19 protein-coding genes and 1 pseudogene are annotated in these 14,405 nt (G+C 62.2%); 8 read left to right on the forward strand and 12 right to left on the reverse strand.

The genetic code is table 11. From position 1 onward, the window contains the following. The first annotated feature begins 51 nt into the window (after positions 1-51). Complete coding sequence (gene mscL, locus ACUY2Y_RS08955) at positions 52-465, forward strand: large-conductance mechanosensitive channel protein MscL (RefSeq protein ID WP_448325843.1); 414 nt, start codon at positions 52-54, stop codon at positions 463-465. Here the strand turns inward: mscL and ACUY2Y_RS08960 are convergent. From ACUY2Y_RS08960 to ACUY2Y_RS08990, 7 genes are all read right to left on the reverse strand, one after another. Next, the gene (locus ACUY2Y_RS08960) at positions 462-650 is read right to left on the reverse strand and encodes a hypothetical protein (RefSeq protein ID WP_448325845.1); all 189 of its coding nucleotides are present in this window, start codon (positions 648-650) and stop codon (positions 462-464) included. The genes mscL and ACUY2Y_RS08960 overlap by 4 nt on opposite strands. After that, positions 651-1,217: a MogA/MoaB family molybdenum cofactor biosynthesis protein gene (locus ACUY2Y_RS08965; protein ID WP_448325847.1), complete on the reverse strand. Its 567-nt coding sequence runs from the start codon at positions 1,215-1,217 to the stop codon at positions 651-653. It lies immediately after the preceding gene. A 50-nt stretch (positions 1,218-1,267) separates the two neighbouring features. Continuing rightward, positions 1,268-2,446, reverse strand: a complete 1,179-nt coding sequence (locus tag ACUY2Y_RS08970; protein WP_396121755.1) for a S1C family serine protease — start codon at positions 2,444-2,446, stop codon at positions 1,268-1,270. Between the two features lie 76 nt (positions 2,447-2,522). After that, entirely contained in the window at positions 2,523-3,923 is a 1,401-nt protein-coding gene (locus tag ACUY2Y_RS08975; RefSeq protein WP_448325849.1) for an ATP-binding protein, read from the reverse strand. After that, a complete protein-coding gene (locus ACUY2Y_RS08980) occupies positions 3,920-4,621 on the reverse strand; it encodes a response regulator transcription factor (protein ID WP_448325851.1) in 702 nt (233 codons plus the stop codon). The genes ACUY2Y_RS08975 and ACUY2Y_RS08980 overlap by 4 nt, the downstream gene beginning before the upstream one ends. Before the next feature lie 94 nt (positions 4,622-4,715). Further along, positions 4,716-4,889 (reverse strand): 50S ribosomal protein L32, encoded by a 174-nt coding sequence (gene rpmF, locus ACUY2Y_RS08985; RefSeq protein ID WP_076599278.1) that lies wholly within the window; start codon positions 4,887-4,889, stop codon positions 4,716-4,718. Positions 4,890-4,913: 24 nt separating this feature from the next. Next, positions 4,914-5,186 carry a type B 50S ribosomal protein L31 gene (locus ACUY2Y_RS08990; RefSeq protein ID WP_210573235.1) on the reverse strand — a complete coding sequence of 91 codons (273 nt, stop codon included), beginning with the start codon at positions 5,184-5,186 and terminating at the stop codon, positions 4,914-4,916. Positions 5,187-5,327: 141 nt separating this feature from the next. Between ACUY2Y_RS08990 and ACUY2Y_RS08995 the strand changes: the two genes are divergently transcribed. From ACUY2Y_RS08995 to rpsR, 5 genes are all read left to right on the forward strand, one after another. Further along, the gene (locus ACUY2Y_RS08995; RefSeq protein ID WP_448325854.1) at positions 5,328-6,455 is read left to right on the forward strand and encodes an SLC13 family permease; all 1,128 of its coding nucleotides are present in this window, start codon (positions 5,328-5,330) and stop codon (positions 6,453-6,455) included. A 227-nt stretch (positions 6,456-6,682) separates the two neighbouring features. Further along, entirely contained in the window at positions 6,683-6,919 is a 237-nt protein-coding gene (gene rpmB, locus ACUY2Y_RS09000; RefSeq protein ID WP_075466037.1) for a 50S ribosomal protein L28, read from the forward strand. A gap of 3 nt (positions 6,920-6,922) precedes the next feature. After that, positions 6,923-7,087 (forward strand): 50S ribosomal protein L33, encoded by a 165-nt coding sequence (gene rpmG, locus ACUY2Y_RS09005; protein ID WP_012359793.1) that lies wholly within the window; start codon positions 6,923-6,925, stop codon positions 7,085-7,087. Positions 7,088-7,089: 2 nt separating this feature from the next. Continuing rightward, complete coding sequence (gene rpsN / locus ACUY2Y_RS09010) at positions 7,090-7,395, forward strand: 30S ribosomal protein S14 (RefSeq protein WP_076599275.1); 306 nt, start codon at positions 7,090-7,092, stop codon at positions 7,393-7,395. A gap of 18 nt (positions 7,396-7,413) precedes the next feature. After that, entirely contained in the window at positions 7,414-7,662 is a 249-nt protein-coding gene (gene rpsR, locus ACUY2Y_RS09015) for a 30S ribosomal protein S18 (protein WP_076599274.1), read from the forward strand. 76 nt (positions 7,663-7,738) lie between these two features. Here the strand turns inward: rpsR and ACUY2Y_RS09020 are convergent, their stop codons facing one another. From ACUY2Y_RS09020 to ACUY2Y_RS09040, 5 genes are read right to left on the reverse strand one after another with little or no spacing between them, the layout of a single operon-like run. Beyond that, a complete protein-coding gene (locus ACUY2Y_RS09020; protein WP_448325857.1) occupies positions 7,739-8,623 on the reverse strand; it encodes a hypothetical protein in 885 nt (294 codons plus the stop codon). After that, positions 8,620-9,117, reverse strand: a complete 498-nt coding sequence (locus ACUY2Y_RS09025; protein WP_448325859.1) for a hypothetical protein — start codon at positions 9,115-9,117, stop codon at positions 8,620-8,622. Before ACUY2Y_RS09025 ends, ACUY2Y_RS09020 begins: the two co-directional genes overlap by 4 nt. Before the next feature lie 57 nt (positions 9,118-9,174). Further along, positions 9,175-10,695, reverse strand: coding sequence for a bifunctional phosphoribosylaminoimidazolecarboxamide formyltransferase/IMP cyclohydrolase (gene purH / locus ACUY2Y_RS09030; protein WP_448325861.1), 1,521 nt, complete (start codon positions 10,693-10,695; stop codon positions 9,175-9,177). Then, positions 10,692-11,273, reverse strand: a complete 582-nt coding sequence (gene purN, locus ACUY2Y_RS09035) for a phosphoribosylglycinamide formyltransferase (protein ID WP_448325863.1) — start codon at positions 11,271-11,273, stop codon at positions 10,692-10,694. The genes purH and purN overlap by 4 nt, the downstream gene beginning before the upstream one ends. 6 nt (positions 11,274-11,279) lie before the next feature. After that, on the reverse strand, positions 11,280-12,785 hold the full coding sequence (locus tag ACUY2Y_RS09040; protein WP_448325865.1) for a cell division protein PerM: 1,506 nt from the start codon (positions 12,783-12,785) through the stop codon (positions 11,280-11,282). A 203-nt stretch (positions 12,786-12,988) separates the two neighbouring features. Between ACUY2Y_RS09040 and ACUY2Y_RS09045 the strand changes: the two genes are divergently transcribed. Next, complete coding sequence (locus ACUY2Y_RS09045; protein ID WP_448325867.1) at positions 12,989-13,714, forward strand: M23 family metallopeptidase; 726 nt, start codon at positions 12,989-12,991, stop codon at positions 13,712-13,714. Positions 13,715-13,801: 87 nt separating this feature from the next. Next, a pseudogene (locus ACUY2Y_RS09050) lies at positions 13,802-14,280 on the forward strand (transposase); the annotation flags it as partial. Positions 14,281-14,405 lie beyond the last annotated feature (125 nt).

Genomic DNA, 14,405 nt, shown 5'->3' on the forward strand with positions numbered 1-14,405 from the left:
GTAACTTCTGTCAGGCACTAGACTTCTCTACTCCCCTAGGAGGGACTCCTCATGCTCAAGGGCTTCAAAGACTTCATCCTGCGCGGCAACGTCATCGAGCTCGCAGTCGGTGTCGTCATCGGTGCCGCATTCACCGCAATCGTGACCGCCTTCTCCGAGAACATCATCAACCCGCTGATCAACTCCATCGGCGGCGCTGACTTCTCCGGTCTCGGCTTCAAGATCATTTCCGGCGACGAGTCCACCTTCATGGACTTCGGTGCCCTCATCACTGCCATCATCAACTTCCTGCTGATCGCCGCTGTCGTCTACTTCCTCATCGTCGCCCCGATGAACAAGCTGGACGAGCAGCAGAAGATCCGCAAGGGCATCGACCCGAAGGCTGAAGACCCGACCGAGCAGGAGCTGCTCACCGAGATCCGCGACCTGCTCGCGCAGGGCAAGAACCCGCAGATCAAGGGCTAATCTCCGTGATGCGGTGGCCGCTCCTCTTCGTAGTTAGCGGCTGCGTCACCCTCCGGCAGCGCATCATCTAATTCAACGATCCGCTCGCCGTCACCAGCGGACCGTCCGGTTTCCGGGCGGTCCGCTTTTCTGTCGTAATCGACATCCAAGATGCGCCGTGCCCGGCGTCTTTTCCGGGGAGCCATTTACTGCACGCTGTACTTGCGCAGCTCGCTGATGAGGTGGGCGACCAGTGGCGCGATCGTCGACATACCGTCGCGGATTGCCGCACGCGACGGCGCCAAGTTGACCACGACGGTCGAGCCCGACACGCCGCAGATGCCGCGGGACGTGCAGGCATCGACAGCGCCGCACGATTGGCCGGATGCGCGCACCGCCTGTCCCACGCCGGGGACGAGCTGGTCGATCACTGCGCGAGTCGCCTCCGGGGCTTTATCGCGCGGGCCGACACCAGTGCCGCCGACGGTGACCACCAGGTCAACGCCCCCGACGACTGCGGTTTCAATGACCTTGCGGATCTCGGACTTCTTCGATTTCACGCTGACCACGCCGTCGACTTTGTAGCCCATCTCCTGGAGCAGCTCGAAGACCAGCTGGTCCGTACCCTCGGCGATAGCGCCGTTGCGCTTGTGATCGCTAATCAGAACCGCGAGCGCGCACGGCTGGGCCGGCAGCTCGACTTCCGCCTCCGATGCGAGCAGGAATGCCTCGTCCGGCTCGTTGAGGTCTAGCGCGTCAAGAGTGTTTGACATGATCGGACTCCTCGCGGTTCGTCGTTGATTCTCTTTGCTACTTAGAGAACCTACTCGGAACTTAGAGTCACCTCTACCGTTCTGGATTCCTCGGAACCTTCGGAGTGGACCTCGAGCTCAACGGTCTCACCGAAATCGAAGGAGCGGGTAGCTGCGACGAGGGCATCCGACGATTCGATCAAACGGTCATTGATACGGGTAACAATGTCGCCGGCCTTAAGTCCGCCCTTCTCCGCTGGGCTGCCGGGCTGGACTTTGCTCACGAGTGCACCACCCGTTTGGGCACGAATGTCCACTTCAACGCCCAACATCGGCTGGCGGGCTTTACCTTCGTTGATGAGCTGTTCGGCGACGCGACGCGCGAAATTCGAGGGGATGGCGAAGCCAAGGCCGATGGAACCTGCCTCACCCGACTCACCCTGCGACAGCGACGCGATGACGGAGTTCATGCCAATGAGGTGGCCGTTCATGTCCACCAACGGGCCGCCGGAGTTACCGGGGTTGATCGCGGCATCGGTCTGAATGCCGTCCATCAGGGAGGACTGTCCCCCACCCTGGGCCGCACGCACGGGGCGGTTGAGGGCAGAGACAATGCCCGTGGTCACCGTCGCCGACAGACCGAGCGGCGAACCGATCGCCACAACGGACTGGCCGACGGCAAGGTCGCTGGAATCGCCGAACTGGATCGTGGGCAGGTCCTTGACACCCTCGATCTGAATCACGGCGACATCGGTGTTCACGTCGGAGGCGATGAATTTGGCGGGGTGCTTCGTGCCGTCGTTAAGCGTCACGCGCACCTGCGCGCCTTCGCCGCCAGCTTCCGCGACAACGTGGTGGTTCGTGAGCACCATGCCGTCAGCGCTGATGATCGACCCCGAGCCTTCTGCCCCACCCTTGCGCGTGGCCACCTCGATGGACACGACAGCTGGCAGAACCGACTCGGCGACCTTCTCCACGGAGCCGTCCGGTGCCGGAGTGCGCTCCTTTTTCACTGGGGCCTCGAGCGAGTTCTGGTTGTTGCTGGCACCAATAGAGGTCTCGCTGCCGGTCAGCATGCTCGCGGCGGCACCGCCGCCCACGCCTCCGATCAGACCTGTGATGAGCGAAATAGCGAGGACTGCTCCCGCCCCCAACCCCTTTTTCTTCTCCGGCTGGACGGGGAATGGCTCGCTATACGGCGGCGGCACCACGGGCTCGCCGAAACCTTGGTTCATTTCCGGGGTTGTCATGCTCGGTGATTGTCCTCTTTAACGCTGTGTCAGTTCTTTATTCTGATCCGTCCTTATCGTAGTAGTTGCTGAGCAATCACTGTGGGGGCCGGCCCGGAAAAACGACGCGGATACGCGCGCCGCCGTCGTCGGAATCCTCAATCGCGATGGAGGCACCGTGTCGCTCGAGAACTTGTCCGGCAATGGACAGCCCCAATCCCGAGCCCGGCATGGAGCGCGATTCGGGCGCTCGGTAGAAGCGCTCGAAGACTTTCTCGCGGACGTCCGGGTCGATGCCTGGGCCGGAATCGTCGATAATCAGCACGGCGCTGCGCGTCGCCGCGCGCAAGGAGACGCGCACGACACCACCGGGCGGGGACCATTTCGCGGCGTTGTCGAGGAGGTTGACGGGCGCGCGCGATAAGGCGGCGCGGTCGGCGGCGAGGATCCACGGGTCTGCGCGGAATCGGAAATTCACGTCCGGGCGGCGGCGCTGCACGCGGGTCATTGCCTCTGTCAGGAGGTGGTCCAGTCGCACCGGCTCGAATTCCTTGTGCAGGTCGTCCTCGCGCGCCAAGTCCACAAGGTCACCGATGAGCGTGGACAACTCCTCCATTTGGGCGTTGACATCGTCTTCGAGCGCGTCGAGTTCCTCCTGCGGCATCTGTGCCATCTGCCCGGAACGGTGCAGCATGATGAGAAGCTCAATATTCGTGCGCATCGACGTCAACGGCGTGCGCAATTCGTGGCCCGCGTCAGCGACGAGCTGAGCTTGGCGCACACGCGATTCGTTGAGCGATTCCATCATCGAATTGAGCGATTCAGTCAGCTTGGCATACTCATCGCTGCCCGCGACCTCAATGGGCTCCAGTCTCCCTTCAGTGGAGACATTGTCCATTGCGCGACGGAGACGGCCGACAGGGCGAACGGTCACGCGCGCAATGATGTTGCCCGTCAGTGCCGCAAGCAGGGTGCCCAGACCGACGATGCCCGCGAGAATCGCTTTCAGCCGACTTTGCAGGTGCGAGAAATGAGCACGGTTGTACGCCACCGCGACCGTCGTGCCGTGGTCATTACGCAGCACGGAGACCATCTCGTCTCCGTATTCGAGCTGCGACCAATTCGCAGGTTCGCCATCGCGTGCCATCCGGTCCACAGGCATCGGGTCGCCAACGAAGAACTCGTGTTGCTGCCGCGAGACAGACGCACGGTATCCAGGGTTATCTGCCCTGAACTTATCGACGATCGACCGCAGCGCCTCATCATTCGCCGTGCCGTCATCCACCTGCTGCATCAGCGCGATGGTGCGGGAATTCAGTGCACTGAGTTCATGCTCCTCCATTGCGCCGAACACGGCTATATACGACATCACTGCGGTCGCGCCAACCGCTGTTGCCACGCCCGCGCCAGCAAATGTGGCGATCCTGCCGCGGACAGGAGAGGTGCGCGCCGGACGCAGATTCATATCTCCGTCCGCAGTGATGCGGCGAAGGATCACGGAGCGGTCTCCCGCAGGACATAGCCCACGCCACGGACAGTGTGGATCAGACGCGCCTCACCGCCGGCCTCAGTTTTCCGGCGCAGGTACCCGATATACACCTCCAAGGCATTGCCGGAGGACGGGAACTCGTACCCCCAGACCTCCTCGAGAATCGTCTCGCGGGACAGCACGCGACGCGGATTGCGCATCAGAACTTCCAACAGGGAGAATTCCGTCCGCGTCAGGGAGATGTGCCGGTCACCGCGGTAGACATCGCGGGAAATCGCATCGAGGTGTAGGTCTTCGAAAGTCAGCTCAGCACTAGGGCCTCGCTTTTCGACGTCCGCCGCGTCCGCCTGCGCACGGCGAAACAGGGAGCGCACGCGGGCCAGCAACTCTTCGAGAGCGAAAGGCTTGGGCAGGTAGTCGTCCGCGCCAGCATCGAGACCGGCGACGCGCTCGGCAACACCGTCGCGGGCGGTGAGCATGAGAATCGGCCGGTCGTACCCAGTGGAGCGCAGTTCGCGGCAGACCCCAAGCCCGTCGAGACGCGGCATCATCACATCCAGAATGGTGAGATCCGGCTGCTCAGCCCTGATCATGTCCAGGGCTTGCACGCCATCTTCTGCCAGGATGACGTCGTACCCGTTGAATTTCAGGGAACGGCGCAGGGATTCGCGGACTGCCTGCTCATCGTCGACCACCAGAACTTTCATGCGATCTATTATGGGCAATTTCGCCTACATATGCGAAAAGCCGGCCACCACAATCAGGTGACCGGCTTTTAGCTATCGAGTTTTAATACCGAGCTTAGAACTGCTCGACGTCGATCAGGCCCTGCTCAGCAGCCTTGATCAGGCGGCGCGGGATACGCACGGTCTGACCGTCGATCTTGACTTCCTGCAGTGCGGCGTTGTCAGCCTTCCACTGGGAACGACGGTGGTGCGTGTTCGAACGGGACTTACGGAACTTCGGGGTTGCCATGGTGTCTTTCCTCCTTTACCGCGATTAGTTGGCGGACTTCTTCTTGCGGCGGGCCATGCCACCGAAGCGGCGGTTGAACTTCTCGACGCGGCCAGCGGTGTCCATGACACGCTGTGCGCCAGTCCAGAACGGGTGCGACTCGCTGGTCACGTCGACGACGATGAGCGGGTACTCGTTGCCGTCCTCCCACTGGACAGTACGGTCAGAGGTCGCGGTAGAACGGGTCAGGAACTGGCGGCCAGTACCTGCGTCCTGGAAGATCACCGGGTGGTAATCAGGGTGGATATCTTTTTTCATCTCTTCGTTTCCCTCAGGATTGATACTTCAGGTCGGTTCCGGAATGCTCATCCGGATCGTGCCTGAGTTGGGTGCGAAAATGGTCTTTATCCGAGCAGCGCGAATACGCCTGATCAGACAACTTGATACATAGTACAGGTGATGGACACTATCCCGAAATCGCTGCTTCGCTGGGCTGTGTGCGCAGCCGTGCTCGCTCCGAGCACTGTCTTTCTCGCCGTTGCCGAGCCCGAAGCCCTGCTCGCCCTCGCGCTGCGACTGGCCCCGGTGCTGTTGTTCGTCGCGGGAATGTCCGTGACTGTGAATCTGGCGTCCGCCGCCGGAGCATTCGAGGCGGTCGCGCACGGACTTGAGCGGTGGACACGGTCGCCGTGGTCACTCTGGTCCGGCATCGTCGCTAGCGCGGCAGTCTCCACGATCTTCCTCTCGCTAGACACGACAGCGATCATGATCACCCCGATGGCGGTGGCCCTGGCGCGCAGAAACGGCCTGAAGGTGGTGCCGGTGGCATTCGCCGTGGTGTGGATAGCCAACCTCGGCTCGCTGTTTTTGCCAGTTTCGAACCTGACCAACCTTCTCGCCGCCGGGCCAGCCCACATCGCGCCTGAGACCGCATATATACGCATGGCCGCCGCCCCGGCGGTCGCGGCACTCCTCGTCGCCATTGCCGCGTCCTGGCTGAGCTATGTTCTCGCCGCGGACGAGCCAGCGCCGAGTCCGCGAACTGAGGACGAAGCGGCGAGCAGTCCCGCCTTGAGGGTCGCACTCGCCGTGCTGGCGGTCATCCCTCCGGCGCTACTGGTGCTCCCCTACTGGCTTGTCAGTACGGTCGCCGCAGCAGTGCTCTACGCGGCAGCCGGAAAGAACCACCGCAGAGACAAGCTCGTTCCGTGGTTCTCAATCGTCTTGGCCGCCACCTTCTCGTGCGCCTCCGCCGCCGCAATTGCCGCCGGGATTGAATTCGGGGAGCTCGACCCAGTTCCGCTCGCCGCGGCAGGTGCAGTAGCGGCGAATGCAGTGAATAACTTGCCGGCTTATTTCCTGCTGGAACCGTCCGCGCAGACCCCGCAGCAGATCATGGCCCTACTAATAGGTGTCAACTGCGGGCCCGTCGTGACGCCGTGGGCGTCGCTCGCCACGCTGCTATGGCACGACCAGCTACAGCGTGCGGGGGTCGCCGTCGCATGGAAGGACGTGGCCGTCCGCGGAGCATGTCTCACGCCTTTCGCTGTCGCGGTCCCACTCGGGGCAATGATGGTTGCGAGCTGAACGGAAGCCCGTCGATAAGCACGCAAGCGATTATGAGATGAGGGCGTGCGCGTGTAGTGTTTACTCTCGCTGTTGTCGAAGTACACGTTTACGCTTAGTCAACCGGTGACTTGCGACGCCCTCGTTCATCACGGCCATCCTCACATTTCCGGCCGATAACCATTAGCGAGCGCGGCGTCCACCTCATAGTCTCCGTGGCTCAAGCGGCTAGGAGAAAGAAGTAACCAATGTCGGCACATTGCCAGGTCACGGGAAAGAAGCCGTCTTTCGGCAAGACCGTGTCTCACTCGCACCGCCGCCATTCGCGCCGTTGGAACCCCAACGTGCAGAAGCGGCGTTTCTACCTGCCCTCCGAGGGCCGTACCATCACGCTTAATGTTTCCACCAAGGGTCTGAAGATCATCGATCGCGACGGCATCGAGTCCGTCGTTGCTCAGATCCGCGCCCGAGGGGAGAAGATCTAGCTCATGGCACGTAACGATATCCGCCCGATCATCAAGCTCAAGAGCACCGCGGGCACCGGCTACACCTACGTCACCCGTAAGAACAAGCGCAACAACCCGGACCGCATCACGCTGAAGAAGTACGATCCGGTTGCGCGCAAGCACGTTGAATTCCGCGAGGAGCGATAAGAATGGCGAAGAAGTCCAAGATCGCTAAGAACGAGAAGCGCAAGGAGATCGTCGAGCGTTACGCTGAGCGCCGTCAGGAGCTCAAGGCGATCATCCGCAACCCGGAGACGTCCGACGAGGACCGTCTCGAAGCTCAGTTTGAGCTCAACCGTCAGCCGCGCGATGCCTCCCCGGCTCGCGTCCGTAACCGCGACTCGCACGACGGCCGCCCCCGCGGCTACCTCCGCAAGTTCGGCCTGTCCCGCGTTCGTATGCGCGAGATGGCCCACCGCGGTGAGCTGCCGGGCGTCCGCAAGTCCTCGTGGTAAGCAAGGGAGTGCATGTAAATGAAGCGCAATAACAACCGCAAGGTGCGGATGGAGCAGTCCCGCCGCCCGAAGAAGAACCCGCTCAAGGCCAAGGGCATCGAAGCTGTGGACTACAAGGACATTGAGACCTTGCGTCTGTTCATCTCCGATCGCCACAAGATCCGTTCGCGTCGCGTCACTGGCCTGACGCCGCAGCAGCAGCGCCAGGTCGCTACCGCTGTGAAGAACGCACGCGAGATGGCTCTCCTGCCGTTCACGACCCGCTAATTAGCCAAGGTTGACGATGACAGCGTAGAGTTTCGGCTTCTCCCCCGCTTCCAATCTTGGAGGCGGGGGAGATTTTTTATGTGCAGGCGGCTTCGGGAGCGGCGTTGAGAGCTGGGCCGAGCTCGGTCACGAGCTGGGTGAGCATCACTTGCGCGGATTCGTAGGTGCCGTCCGCCGCGCTCGCAGCGATAGCGACGGGAATCGTGCGGCCAGCAGCGTCCGGCACAAGTCCCAGTTGACGGACCTCGTACGCACCGCTTATCGACGGCCCCCATCCCCCTTTGAACCGCGCCCCCGGGATCGTTCCGAGGCCGTAATTCTGGGCGACATTCCCCATCATCTCGAGGACCGGGCCGGAGCCTGCAACACACCCCAGGTTCGACGCGAACCGCGCTTGGTCGGCAACGCTCCACTGCGTCTGGCCGAAGGCGGAAAAGCCTGGGCGGGTGATATTTCTTTCGACCGTGACGGGGGTTCCGCCTTCGGCGAGGACAGCTTCCACCGCTTCCGGAGTGGTGGCATTCCACAGTATGTCCGCTGCCCCGTTATCGGAGACCTCAATGGCGTTCGTGGCCTCCACGGTCATCTCGGGGTGCTCTTTGAGAGCGGCGATCGCCACCGGGACCTTCATCGTGGACCAGGATGCGAAACCGGACGCGTCACCGGCGGTGGACTCGCCCACCGACACCGCCGCTGTTCCCCCGTGCGCCGCGACGACCTGTTCGACCGCGGAGGTGAGCTCAGCGGTGACATCAGCGCCGGAAGGTTCGCGCTTTTCAGGAGTTTTCGGCTGCGCCGCTTCTGGCGGTTCCGATGATTCTGGCGATTCTGGCGTGGGCTTGGCAGTCTCAGTCACGGTAGTGACATCGCCGGGCGCCGGCTCTTCCAGGGGGTCGCCGACGGTGCAGGCGGTGAGGCACAGCGCCGCCCCCAGCACGCCTCCGGTCAGTGCTTTCCTCACGAGATATAAACCGCCGCATTACGGCCACCGGTGCACACGACCTGGTCTCCGCGGTCACGGCACGTCATCGTGTAGTTCTTACCGGTACGGGGGCTGTAGACATCCACGAGCGTCACATTCGGGCCCCCTTCCTCACGGCACGCCGCCTTGAAGTCGTTGAAGACGTTCTTGGCAAAGCCCGGGGTGGTCACCTGCGAGTCTGTGACATCCCATGACGAATAGTCGCACTTCGGCTTTTCTTCCTTGGTCGGCGGCGGCGCATCAACAGTCTGCGTGACCGTGGATTTTGATGCCGGCGCCGACTCAGGCGCGGAGATCTTGGATAATGCTGCGGTCTCTTCGGTCTCCTGCTTCGAACCGGAGAAAAAGTAGAACGCGAGGAAGCCGACGAGGGCAAGAGCCAGCATCACCGCGATCGTGCTGACGACGATCAAAGCAGTGTTCGAGCTCTTCGGGGCTGGCTGCTCAGGTGCGTCCCACGTCGGTGTGCTCACGTTGATTATCCTTTGCTCCGCGAGAAAAAGGTCCTTCAAAGACCTCTAGTTTAGTTCCTAGTGCGCGAAGTGGCGCGTCCCTGTGAAGTACATCGTGACACCGGCTTCATTCGCAGCGGCGACGACCTCCTCATCGCGGATGGAACCGCCCGGCTGGACAACGGCCTTCACACCCGCGTCGGCAAGGATCTGGAATCCGTCGGCGAACGGGAAGAACGCGTCCGATGCGGCGACTGCCCCGTTGGTGCGATTTCGTCCCTCGTCGAGAGTGTTGGCGCGGTCGACAGCGAGCTTCGCGGAATCGACGCGGTTGACCTGACCCATACCCACGCCCACAGCGCCACCGTCAGCAGCAATGAGAATGGCGTTGGACTTCACGCAGCGGATGGCATTCCATGCGAACTCGAGGTCTTTGAGGGTCTCTTCGTCAGCGGCTTCGCCAGCGGCGAGCGTCCAATTCTCCGGCTTGTCGCCCTCCGCCTGGTAGATATCGCGGTCCTGGATGAGCGTGCCGCCGGAGATCTGCTTGATCTCCTTGCCCTCGCGTTCCGGCTTCTCGGCGGTGAGGATGCGCAGGTTCTTCTTGGTCTGCAGCAGCTCCAGCGCGTCGTCGGCGAAGCTCGGGGCGATGATCACCTCAGTGAAGATCGGCTTGACCTGCTCGGCCATCTCAAGTGTCACCTCACGATTGGCGGCGATCACGCCACCGTAAGCGCTGACTGGGTCGCAGGCGTGGGCCTTCTTGTGAGCCTCGGCGATGGAATCCTCAGAAACAGCGATGCCGCACGGGTTGGCGTGCTTGATCACGGCGACGCACGGGCGCTCGTGGTCCCAGCATGCGCGCCATGCGGCGTCCGCGTCCTGGTAGTTGTTGTAGGACATTTCCTTGCCGCCGTGCTGGGTAGCGCCGGCCAGGCCGGTGCCGTCGGAGGTGAGGCTGGCGGCCTGGTGCGGGTTCTCGCCGTAACGCAGCTGCTTCGAGGTCCCCAATTGCTCATCGAACCAGGCGGAAACAGCCGCATCGTACTGTGCCGTGTGCGCGAACGCGTCGGCCGCGAGTTGGCGGCGCTGGTCCTCGTCGAAGCCCCCGGCTTTGACGGCTTCCGCAACGTCCCCGTACTTGGCGGGATCGACGACGATCGCCACCGACGGGTGATTCTTCGCCGCCGCACGGACCATGGACGGGCCGCCGATATCGATCATCTCGACGACCTCGTCGAAGCCAGCACCGGAAGCGACCGTCTCGGAGAACGGGTAGAGGTTCACCACGACGAGCTCGAACGGCTTCACGCCGAGCTCTTCGATCTGCTTCGCGTGGTCGTCCTTCCGCAAATCCGCCAGGATGCCGGCGTGCACGTGCGGGTGCAGCGTTTTCACACGGCCCTCGAGCACCTCCGGGAAGCCGGTCACCTCAGCGACCTCAGTGACCTCTACACCTGTGTCCTTGATGCGCTGCGCCGTGGAACCGGTGGAGACGATCTCCACCCCGGCCTCTGCCAGAACGGCAGCTAGTTCCTCAATCCCGGTCTTGTCGTAAACGCTGATCAGTGCGCGTTTGATGGGGGTGCGATTGCTCATGCTCGGAATTCGACCTTTCCAGTAGTTGAGGGTTCGGCGCGATTCAACGTGTCCACGATAAGTGCGCGCTCGACTTCCTTAATGCGTTCGTGCAAATCTTCTTCAGTCTCCCCCTCGCGCACGTCGACCGCACGCTGGGCGATGATTTCGCCGGTGTCCACACCGGCGTCGATGTAGTGGACGGTGGTGCCTGTGACCTTCACGCCGTATGCGAGCGCGTCGCGCACCGCGTGCGCCCCCGGGAAGGCGGGCAGCAACGCCGGGTGGGTATTGATCAGACGACCTTCGAAACGCGCGAGGAACGCCTCCCCCACGATCTTCATGAAGCCGGCCGACACCACGAGATCCGGGTCCCCCACCGTTTCAGCGAGCCGCCGGTTCCAATCGTCCCGGTCGCCCTCGAGCGCCACGACCTCAGTGCGCACGCCTGCTTTGCGCGCGCGGTCCAACGCCGGGCATTCCACATCGGCGACCACAAGATCGACCGAATATGAGCCCTGGTTATCCAGGATCGCCTGAAGCAACGTCCCCGTTCCGGAGACGAGCACCGCTACAGAAGTCTGAGAAGTCTCTGCCACGGAAGATCAGTCTAGCTGCTCCTCGCTTTTCACCGAGATCGCCGTCGACCCGCCCCCAGAAGCAGCAGGCTTATCGACGTCCCCTTCGCCCTCCTCTTCTTCGGTTTCCTCGGGTTCTTCGGTTTCCTCCGATTCCTCGGTTTCCTCGTCCTCTTCTGCTTCGATGACCTCGGGCTCGGGTTCCTCTTCTTCCTCTGCCCCAAGCTCTTCTTCTGCCTCGATGACCTCCGGCTCAGGCTCTTCTTCCGGCTCCTCCTCTTCTGGCTTCTCCTCTTCCTCGAGTTTCTCTTCGTTGCGCTGCTGCATGACGTAGGCAACGAGCCAGGCGGCACCCGAGATGAGAGCTGTCCACAGGGCCGCGGCGAGGGCGAAGAACCACGGATTCGGGCCGACCCAGCCGTAGGCGCCGACCTCGCCGCCGGACATGAGTCCCGCTGCCGCGGCGAAAGCAGCCGCCAGCGCAGCCGCGAAAACAATTCCGAGTCCATCCAAACGGCGGGAGAGCACGAAGTGGATCATTACAGCGGCCGGAATGGCCAGAAGGACCGGGGCCCAGACTGGAACATCGCCGGGGATGGCGGCAAACAGCGGGAACGGCGGAAGCGGTACCAGCGCGGCGCCGAACAGAGACACCCCGCCTTGGGCGATATCGAAAGGCGCGCCCAGCAGAACAGCCAGGGTGGACACCGCGGCATTCGGCAGATACAGCAGACTCAGCGCAACCAACGCGAAGCCACCGCCAGCACCCAGGGTCGGGAACTCGCCGAGTAGCTCGTTGATCCGACCGAATCCGAGTGCCAGAGAAATCAAGTACACGACGGTCGCAGCGGCGAGCAGGCGGAGGCAGAGGCGAACGATCGCGCAGGCGGCGTCGTAAAGCGAATCGGGTGCGCCGAGACGCGTAAGAAGCGCTTTCCACAGGCGGCCGCTCATGCCGCACGCCATGCCCGCGAGGTGGACGACGACCGGAATAAGGAGCGCCTTGTGGAGCGCAGGCGGCGCCAACGGGAAGACTGCCGTGGCATCTTCCACCATGAACCACGCAACCGCGGAAAGCGTGAACGGTATGAGCACGACCAACCCGAAGATCACGTACAGGTCGAGAATGCTCACGCGTTCGCGGGTAGCCGCACGCACACGCCACGCGATCAGCGCCGCCACCCCAATGACAGGAGCCAGCGGCATCGCGCCGAGCGTCACGCCCTGAAAACTCACCGGAACGCCGTGCAGCACGAACCAGAGCTCCGCGATCGACGACGGCAAAGCGGCGAGACGGCCACCCGTGAGCAGAATCGTCCCCAGGCACACGACAACGATGCCGAGCACCACAACGAGGTTCGGAACACCCACGTACGGAAGGTAGTGCCGGACACGCTCCTTCATCGTCGTGGGAGCCTGCTCCGTAGCGGGCGTGCGGTTCGCGGCGTCGTTACGCTTCGCGCGGAAACGGCGACGGCTTATCGACGGCGTCGTGCCAGTCGATCTACTTGGCGGACTAGAGTTCTTGCTCATCACCTTCAACTTTGGCACGTGAACGGTGCGATTGGGCGCTGGGACACGATTCAGTAACCATTCCCAATCACTGTGTAACGCATGAAGGTTCAAACACGAATATGTGAATCTCACTACTTAGCTTGCTTGGCGAACTGAGACTCGCTACTGTTACTCCCCGTAGATAACAAAGAGGTTACGATTCCAGAACGAACCGTTACCCAATGACGATCTCAACGAGGTACACCTTGAACTCTTCGAGCGCACGCCGCACCGCAGGCAAGCACCGCAAGCAGAGCACGAACAAGGGTCGTGTGGCATTAGTCGCGGTAGCAACTGGCGCCGTGGCATCCGGCGGAATCTCCGCCGCATCCGCAGCGAACGCAGACCACGCAAGCGCAGCCCAGGCAGCGCTCGAGGATGCCACTGACGAGGCCGCACAGGCAGCCCCGCAGATCCTCGCCATCAGCGAGTACAAGCCCGTGGACAACCTGTCTGAACAGCTGGGGAAGGCTGTTGAGTACGCAAAGGTCCGCTCCGCCGCCGATCTCGCCGCCCGCGCACCGCTGTCCGTGAAGCCGGCTGAGGGCGCTTTCACCTCCGGCTTCGGTCCGCGTTGGGGCTCCTTCCACAAGGGCGTCGACATCGCCAATGCCGTCGGCACCCCGATCCTCGCCGTGTCCGACGGCGAGGTCATCGACGCAGGCCCAGCTAGCGGCTTCGGCAACTGGGTCCGCCTGCGCCACGAGGACGGCACGATCACCGTCTACGGCCACATGGAGACCATTGACGTCGCCGTCGGCGACAAGGTCCACGCCGGCCAGAAGATCGCTGGCATGGGCGCCCGCGGCTTCTCCACCGGTCCGCACCTCCACTTCGAGGTCCACCCGAACGGCGGCGACGCTATCGACCCGGCCCCGTGGCTGGCCGAGCGCGGCATCTTCCTCTAAAAAGTTTTCATTCCCCCCGGCTCACTGAACTGCTCCCCATTAGTTGGACTGAGAAATCAGTTACCGACTAGTGGGGAGTAGTTTTCATTGAGAGCACGAAGTTCGCTAAGTGAAGAGCAGCGCGAGCAGTTGGTGGAGTGTTTCGAACAGGGCATGGGATACCGAGCAGCTGCGAACATCGTCGGGGGTTCGACAAGCGCAATACGCAACTTCTATCGGCGGTTTCAGCTGCATGGCAGGCTATGTCTTGTGGAGAAACCGATAAAGCAGCAGTATTCGTTCGAGATCAAGAAGGAAGTTGTCCGGCGCCACCTTGCCGGCGAGACAAGGATGGATCTTGCACGTGAGTTTGGTCTGTCGTCAGACCAGCTCGTCAAAGATTGGTCCCGGAAATGGCGCAAAGGTGGCGATGAGGCACTAAAACCGAAGCCGAAGGGCAGACCCAAAGGCTCGTCTGCACCGAAGCGGCTTACAGAAGAAGAGATGCTGCGCCGTCAGATCGCGCGGTTGGAAGCGGAGAACGCTTATCTAAAAAAAATGCGGGACTTGAGGAACCAGGGACGCGAGGGTGTCAGGAAGTTTGTGTGTGAGGCTCTGATCTAGAAGGAGTTTCACCGATAATGACTACGGTGTCACCGAAGAAAAACCATGACCCGGCGAGGGTCAACGAGATCAGCGAGAAGCTGATGGA

The sequence above is a fragment of the Corynebacterium sp. 20-84 genome (assembly GCF_053479455.1).